Raw genomic sequence first — 24388 nt, 5'->3', positions numbered from 1 at the left:
TCACGACCACCATCTGATCCCGCTTCGTCCCCGCCGCGTTTTCGCGTGGCGGGGGCGTCGTCGCGCGACGGGAGAACCCCATGCTTAAAGTGCTCGATCACCTCGAGGAGTGGCTGATCACCTTCCTCATGGGCGCGGCCACGCTCATCATCTTCGTGTCCGTCGTCCACCGCTATGGCTCCGGCCTGTCGATTCCGGGCGTGCAGGACTGGCTGCTATCGCTGAACCTCGGCTGGGCCCAGGAGCTCACCATCATCATGTTCGTGTGGATGGCGAAGTTCGGCGCCGCCTATGGCGTGCGCACCGGCATCCACGTCGGCGTCGATGTGCTGATCAATCGTCTGTCGGATGCCAACCGCGCCAAGTTTGTCGTCATCGGCCTCGGGGCCGGCGCGCTCTTCACCGGTATTGTCGGCACGCTGGGCCTGACCTTCGTGCTCGAGAACGGCGCGCATTACCAGTTTCTCACCTGGTTCGGCATGGACGTCGGCGATCTGTACGAAGGCCCGACCACGCCCGACCTGGAGTGGCCGACCTGGATCGTCTATTCGGCGATCCCGCTCGGCTCGTATCTGATGTGCTTCCGCTTCCTGCAGGTGATGGCCGCCTTCATCCGCACCGGCGAGCTGCCGCACCATGACCACGGCCACGTCGACGGCATCGACGAGGAGCACCTGCCGGTGGATGCCAACTACCTCGACATGGATGACAACCTGCACCCGCACGATCTCGTGCATAAGCAGCTGGGCGAGCACGGCAAGGGAGACAAGAAATGAGCGCCGCAATCATCTTCGTTCTGCTGCTGGTGCTGATGCTCACCGGCATGCCGATCTCGATTTCGCTCGGCCTCACCGTCCTGACCTTCCTGTTCACGATGACCCAGGTGCCGATCGAGTCGGTCGCGCTGAAGCTGTTCACGGGCATCGAGAAGTTCGAAATCATGGCGATCCCGTTCTTCATCCTCGCGGGCAACTTCCTCACGCACGGGGGCGTGGCGCGGAGAATGATCAACTTCGCGACCGCGATGGTCGGCCACTGGCACGGCGGCCTGGGCCTTGGTGGCGTGGTGGCGTGCGCGCTGTTCGCCGCGGTGTCGGGCTCGAGCCCCGCGACGGTGGTCGCGATCGGTGCGATCCTGCTGCCGGCTATGGTCAAGCAGGGCTTTCCGAACAAGTTCGGCGCGGGCATCATCACGACGTCGGGCGCGCTGGGCATCCTGATCCCGCCCTCGATCGTGATGGTCATGTACTCCGTGTCGACCAACACGTCGGTCGGCGCGCTGTTCATGGCCGGCGTGGTGCCCGGCCTGTTGCTGGCGGCCTTCCTCGGCTTCACGACCTGGCACCGGGCGCGCAAGTTCGGCTATCCGCGCCAGCCGAAGGCGAGCGGGGGTGAGCGGCTGCGCGCGTTCAAGGAGTCGGCGTGGGGCCTGTTCCTGATCGTGGTCGTGATGGGCGGCATCTACACCGGCATCTTCACGCCGACCGAGGCCGCCGCGATGAGTGCGGTGTATGCGTTCTTCGTCGCGGTGTTCGTGTACAAGGACCTCGGCATGAAGGACGTGCCCAAGGTGCTGCTCAATTCCGCAAACATGAGCGCGATGCTGCTCTACATCATCACCAATGCGGTGCTGTTCTCCTTCCTGCTCACGCACGAGAACATCCCGCAGCAGATGGCGGACTTCATGATCGGCACTGGCGTGGGCGTGGTCGGCTTCCTGATTATGGCCAACATCCTGATGCTGATCGCGGGCAATTTCATGGAGCCGTCGTCGATCGTGCTGATCCTCGCCCCGATCCTGTTCCCGATTGCGGTGAAGCTCGGCATCGATCCGGTGCACTTCGGCATCATCATGGTCGTGAACATGGAGGTCGGCATGTGTCATCCGCCGGTGGGCCTGAACCTCTACGTCGCGTCGGGCATCACTAAGATGGGCATCACTGAACTCACGGTCGCCGTGTGGCCATGGCTCGTGTCGATGCTGGTGTTCCTCGTGCTTGTGACCTACGTGCCTTGGATCTCGCTGGTGCTGCCGCGGGCGCTCGGCATGATGTAGTTCCCGGCGCACTGCAAAAAAAGCCCGCCCGTCCATTATTCCTCCCAGGGGGGAATACATCGTAAGAGGTTTTTTACTCAGTTTTCTCTCAAGCCCCCCTCTCGCAGGGGTGTTTTTTGCCTTGCTTTGCATATAGCTATATCTTATTGTGGCATCGTATGTAAAAAGGATGGCATACGATGAATGGGCAAGAGCGCGCGGAGCAGAACTTCCTGGCCTTCCAAACTTGGGCAACATCCAAGACCGATGCCGACTTTCGGGAGATGGTCACGCAGGGGCGACTGAACCGGGGTGAAATCTGTCGGGAGTGCGCCTTCGGCCGTTCGACGCTGGTGCAGAATCCGCGCATCAAGGAAGCCCTGCACGAACTCGAGGAGCAGCTTCGGTCACGAGGCGTCCTGCCGGCACAGGCACCGGGCGATGCCGTGCCGCTGCGTGCGAAGGGTCAGCTGCAGGCCGCGACCGAGGCGGAGCGGCTGCGCAAGCTCGAAGCCGAAAACGCCGGCCTGCGGGCGGAGCTGGCCGAGCTGCGACGCAGACTCAATCGTTTCGAGTCGATGGAATCGCTTCTCGCCGAAACCGGACGGCTCGCACGATGAGCGAGGCTATCCTCCTGCGGGTGCTGCGCGTGCGTCGTCGCTCGGCCAGGGCAACGGTCTTCTCAGGGTTAGCGATTGACGAAGAGGGCCGGCTGGTGGCCGGCGCTCCACGGTACGCCGTGACGTTGCCCTCGCGCCGGGCGGTCGCCGAGGTCGAGCAGGGCCAGTGGTGGCGGCTGACTGGCAAGGCGGTGCCGACGGAATACGCGGTGGACGGCTATCGCGTCATCGAGCACCGCATCACCGCGACCGATGCCGAGCTGCGGCGACCCTGTGGGGAGCACATCATCCAGTTGCTGTCGACCAGTCCGGCGTTCCCGGGCATTGGCGAAGTCAAGGCACGGCGGCTGTGGGAGCGGCTGGGCGAATCGCTGTACGACAGCCTCGACCAAGCCGACGCCGACACCCTGGCCGGCGTGGTCGGGGCAGAACTGGCGCAGGGGCTCCTCGCCGGCTGGCGCCAGTACGGGGATGCAGCGGCACTGCGCTGGTTCCAGCGCGTCGGCTTGAGCCTGTGCCTGTCGCGCAAGCTCCTGGACGTCTATGAGGGCGAGGCGCTGGCCGCCGTGCAAGCCGACCCCTATCGGCTGCTGGCGTTCGGGATGAACTGGATTGCGGCGGACACCCTGGCCCGGCAGCACTTCGGGCTTCCCGCTGACGACGAGCGCCGCCTGGCGGCTGCCGTGGAGGCCGTGATGTATCAGGCGTTCGATGCGGGGCACACCTGCTGCGCGCGCCAGGCGGTGGAGGCCGCGCTGGCGCGGCTAGTCGGCAAGGCACAGGCGGCTACTGCCATCTCCTTCGCGCAGGCACATCACTTGGTCCAGGTCTCTGGTGACCGGTTCCATGCCCTGGGCCCACGCCTCATCGAACAGGGCGTTGCAACTGCGCTTCGGGCCCGGCTCGGACGGGAAGCTGTACTCGCGGACCCGCCGGACGTGGAGGCGTTCCTCACCCGCTTCGAGCGAGACGAGGCCGCCGCGCTCGGCATGCCCGCCTTCACACTGAACGCCGCACAGCGCGAGGCCGTGCACGCGGTGGCGCGCCTTCCTCTCGTGCTCATCACCGGCAGCGCGGGGGTCGGCAAGACCACAGTGCTGAAGGCGGTCGAAGCCCTGCTGGAGCAAAGCGGCCAGCACATCTACGCGATGGCGCTCTCCGGTCGCGCGGCCAAACGGCTGACCGAAGCCACGCACCGTCCGGCGATGACGATTGCCGGGTTTCTGCGCAACGTCGCACCGCATGGGTTGCCCGAGAGTAGCGTGCTCGTCGTCGATGAGGCGAGCATGCTCGACATCCTGCTGGCCTATCGACTGCTCAATGCCATACCCGCGTCGTGCCGCCTCGTCTTCATCGGCGACCCATTCCAGCTTCCGCCGGTGGGGCCGGGCCTGACCCTGCACGCGCTGGTCAGCGTTCCGACAGTGCCGCGGGTCGAGCTCACCGAAGTGAGGCGCTTCGGCGGTGCCATTGCCACCGGGGCCCGGGCGGTACGCGACGGACAATGGCCGTCACTGCCCGACACCGCGGACGAGGCGCTGGCCTTCCTGCCCTGCGCACCCGATGCGCTGGCCGACGCGGTGCTGCGGCTGTATCTGGCAGACCCCGTACATACGCAGGTGCTGACCTTCACCCGCGAGCGCGGTGTGGCTTCAGCCAAGGCGCTCAATGGGCTGTGCCAGAGTGCCCTGGCCGGAACATCGCGTCGTCTGTTCGTCTGGAGCGAAGAGCGCGAGCGCCGCGAGGATACCGGGTTGCGGCTAGGCGAGCCGGTCCTGTGCACCCGCAACCTGCACGAGTGGGGCCTGCAGAACGGCAGCCTCGGGCACATCGAAACCATCGAGGACCCGCCGCAGCCGCTCTTTGGGGCCGACGGCGAGCCGAAGGGCTTGACGCTGGCGTGGGTGCGCTGGGACGACGGCGAGCGCCGGCCGGTGACCGAGGAGGTCCTTGATGCGCTGGAACTCGGCTACGCGGTGACGGTGCACAAGGCCCAGGGCAGCCAGTTCCCGCGCGTGCTGATTCCGGTCTATGCGGCGCGCAACCTGGACCGGACGATGCTCTACACGGCCATGACCCGCGCGAAAACCCAGGTCATCCTGGTGGGCGACGTGGAGGTGGCCCACCGTGCCGTCGAGGCCCCGCCGCATGCCTCGCACCGCCAAGTCGCCCTGGCCGAGTTGATGACGGAGTCCGCCGCATGTTCGTGACCGTCAAGGCCCGCGTCTACACCGATGCCACGGGCGTCTATACGGAGCTCCCCGCCTTGCTGACGCCCGCCGGCGTGCTGGAGCCGCTACTCGATTACTGCCTCCATCGCAGCCACGACCGCAGCCTCACCTGGATGACGAAGGTGAACCGCTCGGTGCGGATGTTCCTCGAATACCTGCAGACCAACCCGGCCGAGCGTGACACCTACCGCCTGTTCCAGAACTTCGCCCAGCGGCTCTACACCGGGACCTTCGACCGCCAGACAGGCCTTGACCCGAGCGGCCTGTGCTGGGCGCCGCGCTCACCGCAGGACGCCTCGCACATCGTCACCCACCTCACCGACTTCTTCGACTGGCTGAGTGAAATGCGCCCCGAGGCCGCCAAGGTGAATCCGCGCTATGCGGGGGGCGCCTTCGACCGGCAGGCCGACGAGGCCGCCTACCAGTACCGGCGCAGCAAGGCCTTCCTCGGCCACACGTGGGCGGCGAACGCCTCTCCCGCCGAGACCGGACATCGCGTGCGGGGCCAGCGCCTGCCCAAGGTCGAAAATGGGGAGCCGCCGGCCTTCCCCGAAGAGCGCTTCGAGGAACTGCTCGTCAAGGGCTTCTGTGCGGCCGGGCGCACCGACTATCGCGGCATGCTCATCACCTTGCTGCTGCATGGCGCGGGATTCCGCGAGTCGGAGCCCTTCCATCTCTACATCCCGGATGTGTTCCCGGACCCCGCCAACCCGCGCCAGGCCCTGGTCCGCATCCACCACCCGAGCCACGGCACCGCGCCCGCCGATTGGCGTGACGAGCGGGGACGACCGCGCAAGGGCAACCGGGCGGAATACCTCGCCCAGCGCTTCGGCCTCGTACCCCGCACGGAACTCATGGACAGCCGGCACGCCGGCTGGAAGGGCGGCATGCACGATGGCCCCTACTACAAGCAGGCGTACTGGTTCGTGCCGGAGTATGGCGAATGGTTCCTGCAGCTGTGGCACCGCTACCTCGAACAGGTCGCGCGCCTCGACCGCGACCACCCCTTCGCCTTCGTCAATCTGGGCCGCGAGCCGGTCGGCGGGATGTACTGCCTTGGCCAGTACAACAAGGCGCTTGCCGCCGCCTGCGAGCGCATCGGGCTCACGGTGGGCAAGGCGCTCGGCACGACGGCGCACGGCCACCGCCACGCTTATGGCCGGCGGCTCAAGAACGCCGGTATCGACAAGGCGCTCATCCGCCGCTGCATGCATCACGCCTCCATGGAAAGCCAGGAGGTCTATACGCAGGCCAACACCCGCGAGGCGTTTGCGGCGCTGGAGGCAGCAGCGCAGCGGCTGCGGGGCAAGCACGCCGGGACACTGCCCGCGTCCGGCCTGTCGCTGCCCGGCATCGAACACAACGACTGAGGAATCCTCATGAGCGAAAAGAAGAAAACAAGCGCGTCCGGAGCATCCGCCGTCCCGGCCCCCAGGGAGAAAGGGGTGACACGGGAAACAGATGCCACCCTCGGCTGGGTCGAACGCGGCTATCCGCAGCTCGCCGCGTGGCGAGCGCTGGCGGTGGAGTGGATGAAAGGCGAAACACGCGGGGTCGACATGAGGCTCCACGCCTTGGTGGCCTTCTTCGAACGTTATCTCATCATGCAGGGCCTGCCGCTCGACCCGGCGGTGTTCCTGGCGCGCACCACCGTCCTGCCCGACTTCTATCGAACAGCCTGTCCGGATTCCGCGAAGGGTATCAAATACAACAACGTCATCCACGCCTTCCTGCATTTCGTGCTGCTGCGCGAGTTCAGCGAAGCCGCCGACAACGGCCAGCCGGTGGTGTCACCCGCCTTCCACAACCCCGTGCCCCGGCTGACCAATAGCGGGCTGCCCGACCACGACGAGAGCGTGCATTCGCCACTGCCCTACGGCTACATCGACGAGCTACGGCAGATGCTCGCGGCCGGGCCGCACTTCCGTGACTGGCAGTGGGCGCAGAACGCACTGGGGGCCGAAATCGGTCAACGCGGGCATAGCGCGCCCGACTGGTTCGAGGTGACCGAAGAGCAGATTGACGGGAAGGACCCGGACTGCGTGTGGCGTGAGCGCCCGCTAAGCACGGGAACGCGTCTGGAGATGTGGAGCCCGGTGCGCTGGGTCGCCCTGCTCGTGAAGCTCATCCTGCCGCTACGCACCTTCCAGGTGCGCATGCTCGACTCGGGCGAGGCCGACACCTGGCGCTACGCGGGCGGCTCTTGGACGCTGAACCCGAGTCGGCTCGCGCAGGGCAGCGAAAGGCGGCCGCTGCAACAGGGCGTGTTTCGCCGCACCAACCCGCTCGCCGATGGCGAGGCGGTCTCGACCGTGCTCTACATCAACACCAACAAGACCGCCGACATCGCCAAGTCCGGCGCCGAGAAGGGCTACGTCCTGCCGTGGGCCTTCGGCGGACCGGTACATCAGGACGGCTGCTACTGGCTGGAGAAGCTGCGCAACTGGCAGGCAAAGTACAACCCGGTCTCGCGGCGCACGGCCTGGACGGAACTGGACGCTCGCCACGTCCAAGCGAAAAGCGAGGTGCAACTGGCGGGCTACCCCGACACCTGCTTCCTCTTCAGGCTGCCGGAGGCACGAGACGGGGGCTACCATCTGCCAGTGACCCGGAATATGCCGGACAGGCTATGGTTCTCCCTGCTCGAAGCGCTGGAGCAACGGCTCGCCGACCGGGGCGAGACCCATCGCAACGGTACGCCGATTCGCTTCCTGCCGCAGCCGGAAGAACGGGCGACAAACTCGTGGGCGACACTCTTCCCCTTGCACAGCGTGCGCGTCTCCCTCATCACCGCGCTGGCGCTCGAAGGCCAGGTGCCGTTCCCCGTGCTGCAGAAGCTCGTCGGGCACAGCCGCCTGCTGATGACGCTCTACTACACGAAGCCCGGCGCGACGTACATCCGCGACGAGCTGCTCGGCGCCCGCGAGCGGCTGGAGGCGGCCAAGGAGGCGAGCATCCAGAACTTCCTCCTCGACACCGAGCACGAGGAACTGCTGCAAACGGCCATCTGCAACAGCGTGACCAGCCTCGCCGCTGCTGTCCCGCCGCATCCGGCCGCGCGCAACCCGGTGGGCTGGATGCCGATGCACCACGGCCTGTGTCTCGTCGGCGGCAACACCAGCGAGGTCGAGGACAACGGCGCGGTGGGGGGCTGCCACAACGGCGGGCCAAACCTGGGCTCGGCTTCAACGCCTAAGTACGGGCCCGTTCCGGGCGGCAGCCGCAACTGCGTGCGCTGCCGCTGGTTCGTGACCGAGCCGCACTACCTGCCGGCGCTGGCCGCCCACTTCAACGCGCTCGCCTACCACTTCGACGAGGCGCGCAATGCCTGTCTCAACCGTGAAAACGAGCTTCAGGACCTGAAGAGGCAGAAGGCGGACGCCGAGGAGGCCGGCCAGCCCTTCACCCGGCTCGACGCCTACCACCAGGCCGAGCGGGTGTGGGAGAGCGCCATGAAGCGCTTCAGCGACTTCGCGGAGGACCTGGTGGCCTGCTGGCGTCTCATCGAACGCTGCAAGACGGCGCTCGAAGCGCCGCAGGGCGACGGCACGCCGCTGGTGGCGGCCGGCACGGCGGGCGATGTGAATATCGCCTTCGAGGAAACGGAGTCCGAACTGCTCCAGCTCGCTGGTGTGTGCGAAAACGTCGAGGTCTATCCCGACCTCGAGCCCGGCAAGGCGGTGTTCCGCCGCAGCCAGTTGCTCGACGCGGTCCTCTACCGCGACGACCTGCCGCCCGTGTTCATGCTGTTGAGCGAACAGGAGCAGCTGCTCGCCGGCAACGCCTTCATGCGGCACCTTGCCCAGCAGATGAACCCGGTGAATCCCGCGCTCGGTCAACGCGAAGTGATTCGCCTGATGGACGCCGGCGCGCGTCTCAGCCAGCACTTCGACATGGACCTCGCCTCGCTGCTACCCACGCCTCATCCGGTTTCAGCGATGCCTGGCGGCCGACAGTCTCTGCTGGAAGATGAAGCATGAACGGCGCGACCGACATCCACCCGGACGCGGTCCTGCAGTCCCTGCTTGCCAAGGCCGCGCGCTCGAACCGGCGGGGGAACCTCGAGAAGATGCACGAGCTCTGTCGCAGGCAGCATGCGACCGGCTCGCGCGATTTCTCGCTTGCAGCCATCGGCCGCCTGGCCGAAGCCGAAGGCATCATGAAGGGCCGTGCGCTCTACAACGCCCAGTCGGCGGACTACAAGGCGCTCATCGAAGCCTGGGGTGCCTACGCCGGACCGCCCGCACCGAAGCCCCCGAAGACCCTGGCGAGCCATGACTACTTGATGCGCATCGAGGACCCGGCCCTCCGCTCCATCATGCAGGCCATCATCGCCGAGCGCGACAAGCTCAAGGCGCAGCTCAACGTGCTGAAGGCCAACACGCAGGTCACTGTCGACCGCCGCCCGTTAGGCGCAACCGTCTCATCCGCGCCCGGGGCGCAGCCGGTGGCCGTCCTCGCCCTGTCCGCGCAACTGACCCCGTCCGAGCGCGTCGCTTTACAGAAGGCGGTGTCGGCTGACTACCTCGACGAGCGGGGCCTGAAGGAAGGCAGCCATGGCGAAATCCTCAACGAGCGCGGCCGTACCGTGTTCGAGGTGGGCTTTGCCCGGGCGATTCGCAAGGTCCTAAACGACTGACCCGCCGCGCCAGTTGCGAAATCGCATGCAGATGGCCACTGAATCGCGTCCGACCTGACTGGCTCAAAACGACCCAAAGCGGCCCCATGAACTGAGTAGCCGTCCGGCAATCCCATACCTAGCCGGGGGGTGGCGCGGCTGCCCTTTCTTTGACTCAGTCCTGGCCGTTGATCTCGTCGGTGAAGAGCTCGTTATCGTAGGCACGGGCGATGGCGTCATCGAGTCGGACGAGCAACTGATGCAGACTCTCGCCGGGACGACGCTGCAGCATCGCGAGGCAGTTGTCCTCGTCGGTGGCGACAGCGACTTCATGCCCGTGCCCCAGAAGATCAAGGCTGCAGGCCGGACCCTCATCGGCATCGGCAACCGCCGCAACACCAACAAGCACTGGGCCAAGAGCTGCCACGAGTTCCGCTACTACGACAGCCTGGTCGAGCCCGAGGCGCCAGCCGAAGGCAAGCTAGCAGAGGCCAAGGACACCACCCCTCCCCCACCCGCCAACTCAGCTGTCGACATGCTGAAGCGCGCGCTGGATGCGGGCGACATTTGCCGCCGATGAAGACACCGTGATGGTTGCCCACGCCGGTCAGCCGCCATTCATCCCGCGGCCGCCACCACCGTCATTTCCACCAGCAACGCTGGGCTTGCCAGTCGCGCCTCGACAGTCGTTCGCGCCGGCGCTGTTCCTTTCGCGACCCAGCCTTCCCAGACGGCGTTCATCGCCGCAAAGTCGTTGATCGATTTGAGATGAATCAGCACCGACAACAACCTCGATTTGTCGGTTCCGGCCTCAGCCAGCAAGGCGTCGATCCGCGAAATCACCTCAGCAGTCTGCCCCGCTATGTCGGTGACCTCGGAATCCGACGACGTCTGGCCGCAAAGGTATACCAGGCCGGCATGGCGCACGATCTTGCTCATCCGGGGACCAGTATGCTGGCGATCGATGGACGAAGTCATTTGTAGATCTCCTGAGTCGCTTGTTTGCATTGCACGGTACCGGCAAGCCGGCATTGCCGCTACGCCATTGCCGGGTCGGCCACAGGCCGGCGTGCAGCCTGGAATCGGTTGACGCTGAAAGGGCTGATATCGATGGTCGGCACGCGGCCTGCCACCATATCGGCCACTAGGCGCCCGGTCTTGGGCCCCGCGGTGATGCCCACATGTTGATGGCCGAAGGCGAAGAATACCGACTCGAAATGCGGTGAGCGGCTGATCACTGGCAAGCTGTCCGGCAGCGATGGCCTGTGCCCCATCCACTCGGTGTACTTCTCTGTCGACACCCCAGGAAAGAGGTTCTTCACATGCTTGAGCAGGCGCAGCGTCATGTCCGGCTTTGCTGGTGCATCAAGGCCACCGAATTCGACGATTCCGGCAGCGCGCAGGCCGCAGGCCATCGGTGTCGCAACGAACTTGCCGCCGGTCGACATGATCGGGTAACGCGGCATCAGCCCCGGCTCTTGCAGGGTGACGTGGTAGCCACGCTCGCTTTCCAGCGGCACCGGGCTGCCGAGCCGCGCAGCCAGGCGGCCGGACCAGGCACCGGCGCTGATCACCAGCCGCCCGATATCGACCGGGCCTTGATCGGTGAGCAGCCGGGTGGGGCCGTCGGCGCCAATCTCGATATCCTTGACTTCACGCTGCAAGACGGTGCCGCCTTCGCGGACGAAATGCGCCGCCAAAGCCGTGACCAGTTGCAGCGGGTCAGGCGTATAGCCGTGGCGCTCGAGTACCACCGCAAATCGGTAATCTGAGCCCAGAGCCGGCTCGAACTCGCGTACTGCGTCGCCCCGCAGCGTGGCCCACTTCACTCCACGCGCGCGCCGCAGTCCCCAGGCATAAGACTCGGCCAAGAACGCAGCTTCGTCCGCGTAGACATAGAGATAAGGCGACGGCCGCACCCATTGCTCGGCCCCTGTGCCGGCCGCCAAGGCCAGATGATCCTCGACGCTGCTGCCGACGAGCGCGCTCATGGCGTCGGCAATCCGCTCCACTGCCTGCGGTGAGCTGTTTCGAAGGAAGCTGACCAGCCATGGAATCATCCGCGGCATATACGACCATCTGAGCGATAGCGGGCCTAGTGGGTCCATCAACATGCCTGGTGCTTTCCATGCGAAGCCCGGTGTCGCTACCGGGACGAACCCGCAACTGGCAAATACGCCGGCATTCCCCATGGAGGTTCCCTCGCCAGGAGGACCGCGGTCGACGACGGTGACCTTGCAGCCATCGCGCTGCAAATTGATGGCGGCCGATATGCCGACAATGCCGGCGCCGACAATCGTTACCTCGCGCCGTGCGCCAGATCCTGCAGACATCTCTTGCTCCTTTTTGTCACCGGCTCAGCGCGGCCATATTCCGCTGTACGGCTGACGGTTGACCGCTTCGCCGACCATGTTCGTCAGCGTGGAAAGATCAAACACCGGCAATCCCGTTTGCTGCTGAATCCGGTGCGCAAACGGCGGCATGTCGGTGCACTCAAGCACGATCGCGCCGACCTCCGGCTTGGCCTTCGCTAGCAAGACCGCAACCTCGACTACTTCTGACTCCACCTTGGCAAGATCCATCGAATGGCGCTTGCCCTCCAGAATGACGTCGCTGAACTCGGGCTGTCCCTCCATGCCCGACAGGCAGACCATGCCCTCGTCAACACCGACGGCGCGCAGGTGCGCCGGTGTCAGGCTCGCCTTGTGGGCAGTCAAGACGCCCACTTTCTGGTCCGGTCGCAGCATCCGACGAACCAATGGCACCTGCAACAGGCTGGAAGCAAATACCGGCACCTGGACCGCGGCTGCCAGCTCCTGCTGGTAAAGCGCCAGAAAGCCGCAACTGCCGGTGATCGCGCGAACACCTTCGGCTTCGAGCTCTCGCGCTGCGGCGATGAAATGATCCAGCTGCGCTCCACTGGGCTCACGCAGCAGCTTCGCGACCGTCACACCGTTGATGACCTTGTAGGCAATCGGAAAGCGAAAGCTGCTGGGGCACTTGATATGCCCTGGCGGCTTCGGGAAGTACGACTCCAGGCACAGCACGCCAATCGGGATGCCACAGATGTTTTGCCCGCCTTGCATTTGCATCAAACTGCTCCTTTACCTATCTCACAGTACCGCCCGGCCGTTTCGAAGTACTGAGGTCCCTCGGGGGAGCGCAGCCAACGAAGTGAGCGTGGCGGGGTCATTTCAGGCCGGCTTGCTGCCGCGCCGCTGCAGCCCGGCCGATGCCAGGATCAGCACAGTCATGAATGCCAGCAACAGGGTGGCCACCGCGGCGAGCATCGGGCTGACCTTGAGCAGCGCGTCGTCCCACATCAGCTTGGGCAAGGTAGTTATCTCCCCTCCGGTCAGGAACAGCGCAATCGTCAATTCGTCGAACGAGGTGATGAAGGCGAACATGAACGCGGCGATCAGGCCGGACTTCAGAACCGGTATGGTGATGTGCCAAAAGGTCTTGACACGGGATGCCCCCAGCGTCCAGGCCGCATGATCGAGGCGGATGTCATAGCCTTTGATCACGGCCATCACTGTGATCACCACATAGGGAATCGTCAGCACGGTGTGCCCCAGCACCAGGCCAAACGTGGTCCCGATCAAGCCGATCTGAGAGAAGACATAGAACAGCGCGACGGCAACGATGATGTGCGGCAGGATCATCGGCGCCATCAAGAAGGCGAGCAGCGCAGTCTTGCCCGCCATGCGCTGGCGAACGAGGAAGAATGCAGCGGGCACGCCGATCAGCGTCCCACCCGCGGCTGCCAGCAACGCCACGATGAACGAACGGCCTGCAGCCCCGCCCCAGCGACCGTCGGCGAAGACGGCTTGATACCACTTCAAGGTGAAGCCGTTCGGCGGCCAGGACAAGAAGCTGTCTTGCGTGAACGAGATCGGGATGACGAACAACGCCGGCAAGACGAGGAAGCCGATCGCCGCCAAACCGCCGATCCACAGCAATCTGGCACCTTGCTGCTTGCGCGGCTTGTCGCCGCGCGCAGGCATCATCTTGTCGAACAAGGCGCCGGCGCTGTCGAAGATCCAGGCCAGAACCGAGAGGATCTGGCCACCAACCTGAGATGAAATCCGACCGATCAGGTTGGCACGCGCCCCGCCTGACTCACCCGACAGAGTGGACAGGCCAAGCAAGGCGTCATAGATCACGAAGACGATCAGTGCCGAAACCAGCAACAGCACCGACACCGCGCCCGCAAAGCGCCAATTCAGCATGTTCTGCACCTGGAAGATGATCTCTTGCACGATCATCGTCTCGCCCGCGCCGCCGAGCAGGGCCGGCGTCATGAAGAAGCCGAGCGAGGTGATGAACACCAGCAGACCACCGGCGGCTACGCCAGATAGCGACAACGGGAAGTAGATCTTCCAAAATATCGAGCCCTTGCGCGCGCCGAGCGTCGAGGCGGCCTTCATCAGGTTGCCATCGATCTTCTCCATCACCGACAACATCGTCAGCACACACAGCGGCATCATGGCGTGCACCATCCCGATCAATACGCCGGTGAAGTTGTAGATCATCGAGATCGGCGCGTCGACAATCCCGAGAGCCGTCAGCAAGTCGTTGATCGCGCCATGGCGTCCGAGCAGCACCATCCACGCGAAGATGCGCACTAGAAAACTGGTCCAGAACGGCATCAGCACCAGGACGATCAGCAACTTGTAGATGCTTGGCCTGGCGGTGGCGATCAGGTAGGCCACCGGGTAGCCGGCAATCATCGCAATCACTGTGGTCCAGCCGGCCGTCTTGAAGGTGATGGCCAGAACCTTGGCATACACCGGGCTTGAAAGCAGGCGCGAATACTGCTCGAAGCCCGCAACCCCCGCATCGCTGGCAAAGCTCATGCTGAGCAACACCACGATCGGGTACACGAACAGTATCGCCAGGAACAGCAGGGCCGGGTAGATCGGCCAGGCCTTGCGCCAGGTCGAGTTGCGGCGCTTCGTCCCGCCGGGCGTCTGTGCCGGCAAGGCCGCCGCGATCTTTTGCGGGCTCATGATGCCAACTCCCGCTTGTTCGCCAGCACCACCGTGCGATCGGCCGACCAGCCCAGGCGCACCTTCTGGCCTTTCGCCAAACCGTGAACCGGCCCGCTGGTCAGTTGTGTCAGCTTCATCTCGGCGCCGCCGGCGAGTTCGACATAGCACTTGATCACCGGCCCGGACAGGATGATCTCCTTGACGCTTGCCTGGACCTGGTTTTCTTCAGCTTCGTCGGCGCGAAGCAGCCGGACACTTTCCGGGCGGACCATGGCAATCGCGCTTTCGCCGACTCTGAAGGTGGCCTGCGCGTGTCCGCAGACCGTGCTGCCGTTGGTTGCCGTCACCTTGATGCGTTCCCCCTCAATCTCACTCACAACGGTGTCGATCAGATTGGACTCACCCAAAAAATCCGCGGCAAAAACGGTCTTCGGCCTGAAGTACAGATCCTGCGGTGTGCCGATCTGTTCGATTGCAGCGTGGTTCATCAGGCAGATGCGGTCGGACATCACCATCGCCTCTTCCTGGTCGTGGGTGACGTAGAGCACCGTCATGCCCATTTTTTCGTGCAGGTGCTTGATCTCGAGCTGCAGGGCGTCACGCAGTTTCTTGTCGAGCGCGCCGAGCGGCTCGTCCATCAGGATGATCGAAGGCTCGTAGACGAAACAGCGCGCCAGTGCAATGCGCTGTTGCTGGCCGCCTGACAACTCACGCGGAAAACGCTGCGCAACATGGCCAAGTTGCACTGTCTCGAGCACGGCGGCCACACGCGACTTGATCGCGGCAGCATCGACCTTGCGCATGCGCAGCGGGAAGGCGACGTTGTCGAAGATCGTCATGTGCGGGAACAACGCATAGTTCTGGAACACCATGCCGATATCGCGCTGGGATGGCGGCAGATAGGTGGCCAGCTTGCCGTCGATCCAGACTGCGCCGCTGTCGGGATTGTTGAGGCCGGCAATCGCCATCAACAGCGTCGACTTGCCAGAGCCAGAGGGCCCGAGCAGGGTCAGGAATTCGCCCTGACGCATTTCCAGGCTGGTGTTCTCCAGTGCAATCACCGGCCCGTAGGTCTTGCGGGCATTGCGAATCTGGAGCTTGAAATTTTCGGAAGTCAGCATTGCAATATCCAATCAGGTTCGAGCGTTGCGGCTCGGGGCGAACGAGCGCATCGGCACGCCAAGCGCCGTTTCTTCGATCAGCCCCGACTGGGTGGTCAGTGTGTCAGGACAGCAGCCAGGCGTTGAAGCGTTCGGTGATCGCGCCCTGATTCTTGCCCCAGTACTCGGAGTTGACCTGGATCATATTGGGAAGATAGTCCGGGTTCGTCGGCAGCAGTTTGGCGCGCTCGGGCTTGATGAACTTGAACGCATCGGGTGCCGTCGGGCCGTAGGCGATGTCGTCTGTGAACAGGGCCTGCTGCTGCGGCTGGGCACAGAACTCGATGAACTCCCGGCACATCGCTACGTTCGGACCACCCTTCAGTATGGTGAAGCCTTCGAATGTCCACAGCGACTGGTTCCAGACGAGCTTGACTGGTGCACCATCGTCAATCGCCACTTGGGCACGGCCATTCCATGCCGGCATCGCGTCGACTTCACCGGTGCGCAGCAACTGTGAGCTCTGCGCACCGTTCTCCCACCACACCGCCACGTCGCGCTTAATTTGGTTGAGCTTGCGAAACGCACGGTCAAGGTCCAGCGGGTAGAGCTGAGCCGGCGCGACGCCATCAGCCAGCAAGGCCTCTTCGATCGTGTCGAACGGGTTCTTGCGCAGCGCGCGCCTGCCCGGAAAGCCCTTGGTGTCGAAATAGTCGGCCCAGCTGGTAGGCGCCTTCTTCATGCTGTCGGTGCGATAGGCCAGCACGGTCGCGTAGACGTCGATGCCCAAGATGAACTCGCCGCGCATGTTTGCGGGAATCTTGCTCAGGTTGGGGCCAGCACCGGCTGCCGGCGCGATCGGCTCGAGGTAGCCGATTTCGGACAGCGACATGGAAGTGGACTTGCTTAGGTGCGCCATGTCCCAGGTGTAGTTCTTGGCCTCGACCATCGCCTTGGCCATGCCAGCAGGCTCCGACGTCGAAGGGATGCCGATCACGGTGATGCCGGTAGCCTTCTTGAAGGGCTCGTAGAACGCCTTGGCAAAACCCTTGCTGAACGGGCCACCCGGATCGCGCGTGACAATCTTGCGGTCCTGCTGTGCGCGGACGATGGCGGGTGCGCCAAGGACGGCTGCCCCGGCAACCGCGACCGACGCCTTAAGCATCTGGCGTCGACTGGCATTCGATGGGGATTCAATGGGCTTGGTCATCTCTAGTCTCCTTCAGCCGATATTGATGAGGGTTTGCCTGCCGGGCATCGGTAGCGTGGCGCTTCCGGGGCCGATTTGCATACGCCGGGTCATCAGTTGATTTCGCTTTCTTGCATGAGCGAGTGAGCGGAATCGTACTGGCACCGATGAATAATTTCCAATAATTCTTTATGTGTCATGTATAATGCAAAGTTATGAACATTCGAATAGAGCAACAGCAGCCGCGAGCATCATGAACGTCCGTGAACTTCAAGCCTTGAGGGCCGTTATCGCTAGGGGCACCGTTACCAGGGCTGCGGAGCACCTGGGTGTTTCGCAGCCGGCGCTCAGCAACCTGATCGCCAATCTGGAACGCCGCATCGGCATCAAGCTTTTCGAGCGCGCCGGCGGGCGCTTGTCGCCGACGGCAGAAGGCATACACCTGTCGGATGAAGCGGAGAAGCTTCTTATCGGCCTAGACAAGTTGTCCCACTTGGCGCAAGACTTGCGCGAACAGAAGGCTGGCCTGCTTAGGGTGGGGTGTCTGCCCGGCTTGGGCATCGACTTCGTACCCCGCTTGCTGGCCGGCTTTTTGGCAGATCGGCCGAACGTCAAGGTGATGCTGCAAGTCAGGACCTCGGCAGAAGTCAAGGAATGGATCGCCGCCAGGCAGTTCGATGTGGGCATCGCGGAGCTTCCGGCCGACGACGCAGCAATCGACGTTGATCCGTTCAGCGTGCGGTGTGTCTGCGTGATGCCGCAGGGCCATCCGCTTACCGCCAAGAAGCGGATCACCCCAAAGGATTTGAGCGGTGTTCCGATCGTAACGTTGAATCGCGATCACATGACCTTTTTCCGCGTCACCAGAGCCTTTGAGCAGGCGCGCGCCAAGCTCAATGTGTGCGCAGAGATGCATATGTTCGCGCCGGCCTGCACGATGGTGGCAAGCGGCATCGGCGTGTCGATCATTGAGCCGATCACCGCCAGCACATACGCCGATCGCGGCCTAGAGTGCCGACCGTTCGATCCGCCGATCCCCTTCGATCTGGGCATCATGTACCCGGCGAACCGGCCGCGCTCCCTGTTGGCTCAATCGTTTGCAGAGGTGCTCAAGGACGCGATGTCACCATACGTCCAAGCATAGAGCTCCGATGAAGTGCGGCAAATATCGCCCCTAGGAGTATTCAACCGGCGATGACGGATGCGGGCGCCGCTGCACGAAGGGGGGTCAAGAGGACCCTGGAATAAATGGAGGGGACCCCGCGCAGCGGGGAGGACGCCGTTTATGCCGCGAAAACCTCTTGAGGCCCTGTAGGGCTCCCACGCTCCCGGCTGCTGCCGGGGGAATAGGAGCGAAGCGACGTCATCCCCGGCGGTTGCCTCACGGCGAGTGCGGGGTCTGGGGCAGCGTCCCAGGGAGTCCGATGCGCGTAAAGAAAAGCGCCGACGTTGCCGCCGGCGCCTTAAAGTTATGATGCATTACGATGCATTTATACATCGCAAGACTGTGACGCTGAAACACCTGTACTAACTGGGCTCCTGAGTCACTCACTCACGAACGATGTACCCTTAGGGTATAAGTCCGCGCAGGGCGGGCTTTTTTTCGCATGCACCAGTCTGGAGTAGACTGATCCATCGGCCGAGCGCGGCCCCATCGCTAAAGGACGACTTCGCGTAAATGACGATCTACCTGAAGGAACACGAGGTCGGCAGCCTGCTGGACATGCCGGTGGTGCTGGAGGCAATCGAGCAGGTCATGGCCGCGCACGGGCGCGGCGAAACCGTGGATTATCCGCGCCAGCGCGTGCGTCTGCCGGCGTCGATGACGCACCTGTTGCAGGGTGGCGTGCCGGAGCTGAATCTCTCCGGTCTCAAGGTCTACACCTCGGCGGGCGGGCGCAACCGCTTCTGGGTCCATCTGTTCGACGCGACCAGCGGCGACCCTGTCGCAGTGCTGGAAGCGGACCGCCTCGGCATGATGCGCACCGGTGCGGCCGGGGGGATTGCAGCGAAGTGGCTGGCGCGGCCCGATTCACGCGTGGCCGGAGTGTTCGGCTCGGGCTGGCAGGCGCAGGGGCAGGTGCTCGCCTTGTGCGCGGTTCGGCCGATCGAGCGCGTCAAGGTGTTCGCGCGCAACGCGGAGAGGGTGGCGGCGTTCTGCGCGCAGATGAGCCGCGAAACCGGGCGCGAGGTCGTGCCGGCGGCCAGCGCGGAGGAAACGGTGCGCGGGTCGGACGTGGTCGTGACGATCACCACCTCGCCCAAGCCGCTCTTCGATGCGAACTGGCTCGAAGCAGGCACGCACGTCACCGCGGCGGGCTCGAACAGCCTGGCTCGTCAGGAACTGTCCGAGGCGGCGGTGCGGCGCGCCGATGTGATCTGCGTCGATTCGCGCGAGATTGCGGTGCGCGAGGCGGGCGACCTGATGCCGCTGCTGGAGAAGGGGCGCACCCAGCCGGGTCGCTGGGTGGAGCTCGGCGAAGTGATTGCCGGCGTGCGCCACGGGCGCACCGGCTCCGGCCAGATCACGCTGTTCGAATCACAGGGCATGGCGATCCAGGACATCGCCGTGGCGGCACGCGTTGTCGCCCTTGCGCGCGAACGCGGCCTCGGCTGCGAGTTGCCGTACTGAGGCCGCGTCGGGCGTCGCCTGGTCATGGGCTCCGTTGCGCCGATCCGCCTGGAGTTCTGCTCACGCAGCGATGTCGGGCGGGTGCGCAAGCGCAACGAGGATTCGCTCGCGGTCGACAAGGACCGCGGGTGGGCGGTGCTGGCGGACGGCATGGGAGGGTATCGCGGGGGTGACGTCGCGTCGCGGATCGCCGTGGAGGTGACCATGCGGCGGCTGCGGCAGGACCTGGGCGCCTCGGGCGCGGATGAACCCGCGCACATCGCGGCCGTGCTCGAAGCCGCCGTGCGCGAGGCCAACGCCGAAATCCGCGCTGCCGCAGTGCGCGATCCCAACGTCGCGGGCATGGGATCGACGCTGGTCGTCGGAACGTTTCTTGCCGACCGCGTACTGACGGCGCACGTCGGCGATTCGCGCATGTATCGGCTGCGTCACGGCGTGCTGGAGCGGCTGACGCGCGACCACACGATGCTGCAGCAACTGGTGGACGCCGGCATCCTCGCGCCGGAGGACGTCACGCACTCGCAGTTCCGCGGCCTGCTGACCCGAGGCCTGGGTGTCGCCCCGGTGGTGGTGCCCGAGTCGGGAACCCATTCCGCCGGTCCGGGCGACGTCTTCCTGCTGTGTTCCGACGGCCTCACGGACATGCTCGATGATGCGGCGATCGCTGCCGCCTTGCGGCCCCTTGCTGTGCAGGAAATTCAACCTGATGAAGCCGCCGACCGTCTGCTGGCGCTGGCCAACGCGCAGGGCGGGCGCGACAATATCTCCCTGATTCTGGTGCGCATGGCGGCATGAGCGCCGCATGGACGAAGGAAAGAAACGATGCCGAAGCTCATCCTCAGCATGGACGGTCTGGTGCTCAAGGAAATCGCCCTCGACAAGGAGAGGATCTCGATCGGACGGAAACCCAACAACGACATCCAGATCGACAATCTCGCGATCAGCGGCCAGCACGCGCTGATCACGACCATCCTCGACGACTCCTTCCTCGAGGATCAGAACAGCACGAATGGCACCTACCTGAACGGCCAGCCGGTGAAGAAGTGCGTGCTGCACAACAATGACGTGATCGAGCTCGGCAAGTACCGCCTCAAGTTTCTGTCCGACGTGAAGCGTCGTCCGCGCGGCGATCGCGTGGAGCCGTCGGATGCGCTGCGCTCCTCTGCGGGGGCGTTCGCCGACCAGCGCAGCGACGCGGCGCAGATGCTGCCGCCGGATGTGCTCGCGAGCGTCACGGCCGAACAGGAGGACGACGACCTGCGGCTGGGGATCGTCAAGGTCCTCACCGGCCCCACCGCCGGCCGCGAGTTGCGGCTGGCGAAGGCGATGATCACGCTCGGCAAGCCTGGCGTGCAGGTTGCCGTGATTACGCGGCGGCCGCAGGGCTATTTCATCGCCCATGCCGAAGGCGGCACCTTTCCGCAGGTGAACAACCGCCCGATAGAGGCCGGTGCGCATCCGCTCAACAACGGGGACATCCTCGAAATCGCCGGTGTGCGCATGGCGTTCTCGCTCGCCGACTGAGCCTGGTCGTGTGCTTTAGTGCACGACGTTTCCCGAGGGGGGGTGCTAGCGTATCGGGAACGAAAAACCAGCTGCTGAGCCATCGGGTCGGGCGGCGCTGCAAGCGCGGGGGATGATGAGGCTGAAGGTGCTGGGCTGCAGTGGAGGCATTGGCGGGCCCGAGGCCCGCACCACCGCCTTCCTCGCCGACGATGACGTGCTGATCGATTGCGGCACCGGGGTGGGCGACCTGGCGTTGGAGGAGCTCGCGGCCATCGATCACATCTTCGTCACGCACTCGCACATGGACCACATCGCGGCAATTCCGCTGATCGTCGATGCGGTCGGCGAAATGCGCGGTGTGCCGATCACGGTGTATGCGATCCCCGAAGTGTTGCGCATCCTGCGCGCCCACATCTTCAACTGGCTGATCTGGCCCGATTTCACCGCCATTCCCGATCGCCGCCGGCCCTTTCTCCGACTGCAGCCGATCAAGATCGGTGAGGAAGTCCGCCTCGGAGACCGCACCATCACGCCGCTGCCGGCCCTGCACAGCGTGCCGGCGGTGGCCTACTGCCTCGACGGCGGGAAGGGGCAGCTCGTGTATTCGGGGGACACGACTTACTCGCCGGAGCTCGTGAGCGCAATCAATGCCTGCCCCGACCTGCGCCACCTGATCATCGAATCTGCGTTTCCCGACGAACAGCACGGACTTGCGCTCGCTTCCCGCCACCTCAGCCCCGCCATGGTGGCGGCCTTTCTCGACGAGATCGCGGGCACCCCCCAGGTGCATATCAGCCACATCAAGCCGGGGCAGGGCGAGCGCGTCATGGCGCAGCTCGCCGCGGCCGGTGCGCGGCTGCACGCCTCGGCCCTGCGCCAAGGGCAGGTTATCGAGTTCTGATTCTCCCGCTGCGCGGCTGCCGCTAGAATGGCCGGTTCAGAATGTTTGCCATTCAAACGTCCCGCACAGCAGGTACCCGCATGCCCACGAGCACGACGCAAGCAAGACCCGGAGTCGGGGGGGAGGTCGCCTCGCGGCTCGCCTTCTTCAAGGGGCTCCAGGCGATCACCGCACGCATCCATGCGAGCAAGGATATTGACGAAATCGTGTCCGAGCTGTCGTCGGATCTGTGCGCGTTGTTTGCCGCGGAGCACCTGTCGTTTTTCGTCGTGAATCAGAGCGGCACGCACCTGGTGGCACGGGTGAAGACCGGCCGCGGAGCAGCGCCGGGGGCGAGGCTGCCTGTCGACGAGAGCAGCATCGCGGGTTATGTTGCAATGACCGGCGAAGCGCTGAACCTGCACGACGTCTACGATGCCGCCGAACTCGCGGCGATCTCGCCGAATCTGCGCTTCCGCACGACCAGCGACACCCTTTCAGGCGCGCGCACGCGGCAGATGCTGTGCGCGCCGATCGTGGATCCGAACAGCGGCACACTGCATGGCGTCATCCAGGTCTTGAATCCCATCGACGGCAGCGATTTCTCGCCTGTTGCCAAGGAAGGGCTGCTGGGGCTGGCGCAGACCCTCGGGGTGGCATTCGCGCAGCGCAGCAATGCGCCCGCGGCGCTGCGTTCGCGTTATGACGCGCTGATCGCCGACGGACGCATCGTCACGGGCGAGATGGACGATGCGATGCGCATTTCGCGCGAGACCGGCGCGCATGTCGAGGACGTGCTGGTGGAAAAGTACGGTCTCAGCTTGCCGCAGATTGGCGACGCGGCGGCGCGCTTCTTCAATGTCGCGTACGAGCCTTTCCGCTCCGACCGCGTCAAGCAGATGGACCTGCTGCGCAACATCAAGCGCGAATACGTGCAGCAGAACCAGTGGTTGCCGCTGGAAGAGACCAACGAAGGTGTCGTCCTGCTCACCTACGATCCCGAGCAGGTGCGCGTGTCGCGCGTCGCCGAGAACGTGTTTCCGAGAAAGAAGCTTGCCTACCGCGTCACGACGCATTGCGAGTTCGAGCAGACCGTCGACCAGTACTTCGAGCCGACGATCGAGAGCGGTTCGGTCGATGACCTGCTGCACGACCTCATGGACGACGAGCAGGACGGTTCGGTCGCCGACGACGTCTCCGCGGCAGCCGACAACGAGCTCGTCAAGCTCGTGAACAAGATCATCATCGACGCGCACCGCCAGGGCGCTTCCGACATTCATATCGAGCCGCGGCCGGGCAAGGAAAAGACGCTGATTCGATTCCGCAAGGACGGCACGCTGGTGCCCTATATCCAGATCCCCGCGAGCTACCGCAGTCCGCTCGTGACGCGCATCAAGATCATGTGCGATCTGGACATCTCCGAGCGCCGCCGGCCGCAGGACGGCAAGATCAAGTTCCGCAAGTTCGCACCGCTCGACATCGAGCTGCGCGTCGCCACTGTGCCCACGGCCGGCGGAATGGAAGACGTCGTGATGCGCCTGCTCGCCAACAGCGAGCCGCTGCCGCTCGACAAGCTGGGGCTCAGCCCGCATAACCTCGCGCGCCTGAAATCGGTGATCGTGAAGCCCTACGGCCTGTTCTTCGTGTGCGGCCCGACCGGTTCGGGCAAGACGACCACGCTGCATTCCATCCTCGGCCACATCAACACCCCCGAGACCAAGATCTGGACCGCCGAGGATCCGGTCGAGATCACGCAGAAGGGCCTGCGCCAGGTGCAGGTAAACCGCAAGGCGGGGCTGGATTTCGCGACGATGATGCGCTCCTTCCTGCGCGCCGACCCGGACGTGATCATGGTCGGCGAAATGCGCGACAAGGAGACGGTCTCGGTCGGCATCGAGGCCTCGCTTACCGGTCACCTCGTGTTTTCGACGCTGCACACCAACAGCGCGCCGGAGTCCATCGTGCGCCTGCTCGACATGGGCATGGACCCGTTCAACTTCGGCGACGCCCTGCTCGGCGTACTCGCGCAGCGTCTCACCAAGCGCCTGTGCAAGTGCAAGGAGGCCTATCACCCCGACGAGGCCGAAGTGCACCAGATCCTCGACGAATACTGCGAGGACATGGCCGCGACCCCCGACTTCCGGGCCGATCCGGTCGCGGCCCGCGCCGCGGTGCTGGCGCGGCTGAAGGCCGAGCATGCGGGGGCGGACGGCCAGTTCACGTTGTACCGCCGGGTGGGCTGCACGGAGTGCAACGGCGGCTACCGCGGGCGCGTCGGCCTGCACGAGCTGATGGTCGCCTCCAATGAGGTTAAGCGCCTGATCCAGGAGCGCGCGCGCGTCGCGCAGCTGCTCGCGCTGGCGCTCGACGAAGGCTTGCGCACGCTGCGCCAGGACGGCATCGAGAAGGTGTTCGCGGGCGTCACCGACATGGAGCAGGTGCGGCGAGTGTGCGTGCGTTGATCGTGCGCGCCCCACGGGAACCGGACTGCGCGCAGCTTGCCTGAGTGCTTGGCGGTCCGGCCATCAAATACATCCGTTCGCCCGGAGCTTGGCGAAGGGCGGTGGCGGGGCTTCGACAGCC

The 24388-nt window shown here is 64.7% G+C and carries 20 protein-coding genes; 14 read left to right on the top strand and 6 right to left on the bottom strand.

Features of this window, described 5'->3' with window-relative positions; all coding sequences use genetic code 11:
* Window positions 1-80: 80 nt before the first annotated feature.
* The 8 genes from ToN1_RS08155 to ToN1_RS08120 all read left to right on the top strand — a co-directional run bounded on the left by ToN1_RS08155 (window position 81) and on the right by ToN1_RS08120 (window position 10084).
* Entirely contained in the window at window positions 81-776 is a 696-nt protein-coding gene (locus tag ToN1_RS08155; protein WP_169204895.1) for a TRAP transporter small permease, read from the top strand.
* A complete protein-coding gene (locus ToN1_RS08150) occupies window positions 773-2056 on the top strand; it encodes a TRAP transporter large permease (protein WP_169204894.1) in 1284 nt (427 codons plus the stop codon). The genes ToN1_RS08155 and ToN1_RS08150 overlap by 4 nt, the downstream gene beginning before the upstream one ends.
* Window positions 2057-2235: 179 nt before the next feature.
* The gene (locus tag ToN1_RS08145) at window positions 2236-2655 is read left to right on the top strand and encodes a VPA1267 family protein (protein WP_169204893.1); all 420 of its coding nucleotides are present in this window, start codon (window positions 2236-2238) and stop codon (window positions 2653-2655) included.
* Entirely contained in the window at window positions 2652-4865 is a 2214-nt protein-coding gene (locus ToN1_RS08140) for an AAA family ATPase (protein WP_169204892.1), read from the top strand. The genes ToN1_RS08145 and ToN1_RS08140 overlap by 4 nt, the downstream gene beginning before the upstream one ends.
* On the top strand, window positions 4856-6256 hold the full coding sequence (gene gmtY, locus ToN1_RS08135; RefSeq protein WP_169204891.1) for a gamma-mobile-trio recombinase GmtY: 1401 nt from the start codon (window positions 4856-4858) through the stop codon (window positions 6254-6256). Before ToN1_RS08140 ends, gmtY begins: the two co-directional genes overlap by 10 nt.
* Window positions 6257-6331: 75 nt before the next feature.
* Window positions 6332-8866, top strand: a complete 2535-nt coding sequence (gene gmtZ / locus ToN1_RS08130; RefSeq protein WP_210148061.1) for a gamma-mobile-trio integrase GmtZ — start codon at window positions 6332-6334, stop codon at window positions 8864-8866.
* Window positions 8863-9525, top strand: a complete 663-nt coding sequence (gmtX, locus tag ToN1_RS08125) for a gamma-mobile-trio protein GmtX (protein ID WP_169204889.1) — start codon at window positions 8863-8865, stop codon at window positions 9523-9525. Before gmtZ ends, gmtX begins: the two co-directional genes overlap by 4 nt.
* A gap of 238 nt (window positions 9526-9763) precedes the next feature.
* Window positions 9764-10084 carry an NYN domain-containing protein gene (locus ToN1_RS08120; RefSeq protein WP_210148060.1) on the top strand — a complete coding sequence of 107 codons (321 nt, stop codon included), beginning with the start codon at window positions 9764-9766 and terminating at the stop codon, window positions 10082-10084.
* A 38-nt stretch (window positions 10085-10122) separates the two neighbouring features.
* On the opposite strand, the gene ToN1_RS08115 is transcribed toward ToN1_RS08120, so the two are convergent.
* The 6 genes from ToN1_RS08115 to ToN1_RS08090 all read right to left on the bottom strand — a co-directional run bounded on the left by ToN1_RS08115 (window position 10123) and on the right by ToN1_RS08090 (window position 16808).
* Window positions 10123-10482: a RidA family protein gene (locus tag ToN1_RS08115; protein WP_169204888.1), complete on the bottom strand. Its 360-nt coding sequence runs from the start codon at window positions 10480-10482 to the stop codon at window positions 10123-10125.
* Between the two features lie 59 nt (window positions 10483-10541).
* Window positions 10542-11837, bottom strand: coding sequence for an NAD(P)/FAD-dependent oxidoreductase (locus ToN1_RS08110; protein ID WP_169204887.1), 1296 nt, complete (start codon window positions 11835-11837; stop codon window positions 10542-10544).
* 24 nt (window positions 11838-11861) lie between these two features.
* Window positions 11862-12596: an aspartate/glutamate racemase family protein gene (locus ToN1_RS08105; RefSeq protein ID WP_169204886.1), complete on the bottom strand. Its 735-nt coding sequence runs from the start codon at window positions 12594-12596 to the stop codon at window positions 11862-11864.
* A 102-nt stretch (window positions 12597-12698) separates the two neighbouring features.
* A complete protein-coding gene (locus ToN1_RS08100) occupies window positions 12699-14516 on the bottom strand; it encodes an ABC transporter permease subunit (RefSeq protein WP_169204885.1) in 1818 nt (605 codons plus the stop codon).
* The gene (locus ToN1_RS08095) at window positions 14513-15619 is read right to left on the bottom strand and encodes an ABC transporter ATP-binding protein (protein WP_169204884.1); all 1107 of its coding nucleotides are present in this window, start codon (window positions 15617-15619) and stop codon (window positions 14513-14515) included. The genes ToN1_RS08100 and ToN1_RS08095 overlap by 4 nt, the downstream gene beginning before the upstream one ends.
* Window positions 15620-15722: 103 nt before the next feature.
* A complete protein-coding gene (locus ToN1_RS08090) occupies window positions 15723-16808 on the bottom strand; it encodes an ABC transporter substrate-binding protein (protein ID WP_169204883.1) in 1086 nt (361 codons plus the stop codon).
* 232 nt (window positions 16809-17040) lie between these two features.
* Between ToN1_RS08090 and ToN1_RS08085 the strand changes: the two genes are divergently transcribed.
* From ToN1_RS08085 to ToN1_RS08060, 6 genes are all read left to right on the top strand, one after another.
* The gene (locus ToN1_RS08085) at window positions 17041-17931 is read left to right on the top strand and encodes a LysR substrate-binding domain-containing protein (RefSeq protein ID WP_169204882.1); all 891 of its coding nucleotides are present in this window, start codon (window positions 17041-17043) and stop codon (window positions 17929-17931) included.
* 534 nt (window positions 17932-18465) lie between these two features.
* On the top strand, window positions 18466-19419 hold the full coding sequence (locus ToN1_RS08080) for an ornithine cyclodeaminase family protein (RefSeq protein ID WP_169204881.1): 954 nt from the start codon (window positions 18466-18468) through the stop codon (window positions 19417-19419).
* 24 nt (window positions 19420-19443) lie between these two features.
* Window positions 19444-20214, top strand: coding sequence for a PP2C family protein-serine/threonine phosphatase (locus tag ToN1_RS08075; protein ID WP_169204880.1), 771 nt, complete (start codon window positions 19444-19446; stop codon window positions 20212-20214).
* A gap of 27 nt (window positions 20215-20241) precedes the next feature.
* Window positions 20242-20943: an FHA domain-containing protein gene (locus ToN1_RS08070; RefSeq protein WP_169204879.1), complete on the top strand. Its 702-nt coding sequence runs from the start codon at window positions 20242-20244 to the stop codon at window positions 20941-20943.
* 115 nt (window positions 20944-21058) lie between these two features.
* On the top strand, window positions 21059-21826 hold the full coding sequence (locus tag ToN1_RS08065) for a 3',5'-cyclic-nucleotide phosphodiesterase (protein WP_169204957.1): 768 nt from the start codon (window positions 21059-21061) through the stop codon (window positions 21824-21826).
* An 80-nt stretch (window positions 21827-21906) separates the two neighbouring features.
* Window positions 21907-24267: a GspE/PulE family protein gene (locus ToN1_RS08060; protein WP_169204878.1), complete on the top strand. Its 2361-nt coding sequence runs from the start codon at window positions 21907-21909 to the stop codon at window positions 24265-24267.
* Window positions 24268-24388: the final 121 nt, after the last annotated feature.

Origin of the sequence: Aromatoleum petrolei (assembly GCF_017894385.1) — a bacterium.
Taxonomy (GTDB): Bacteria; Pseudomonadota; Gammaproteobacteria; order Burkholderiales; family Rhodocyclaceae; genus Aromatoleum; species Aromatoleum petrolei.
The sequence above is the reverse complement of the archived record's forward strand: the minus strand, read 5'-3'. Positions and strand labels throughout refer to the sequence as shown.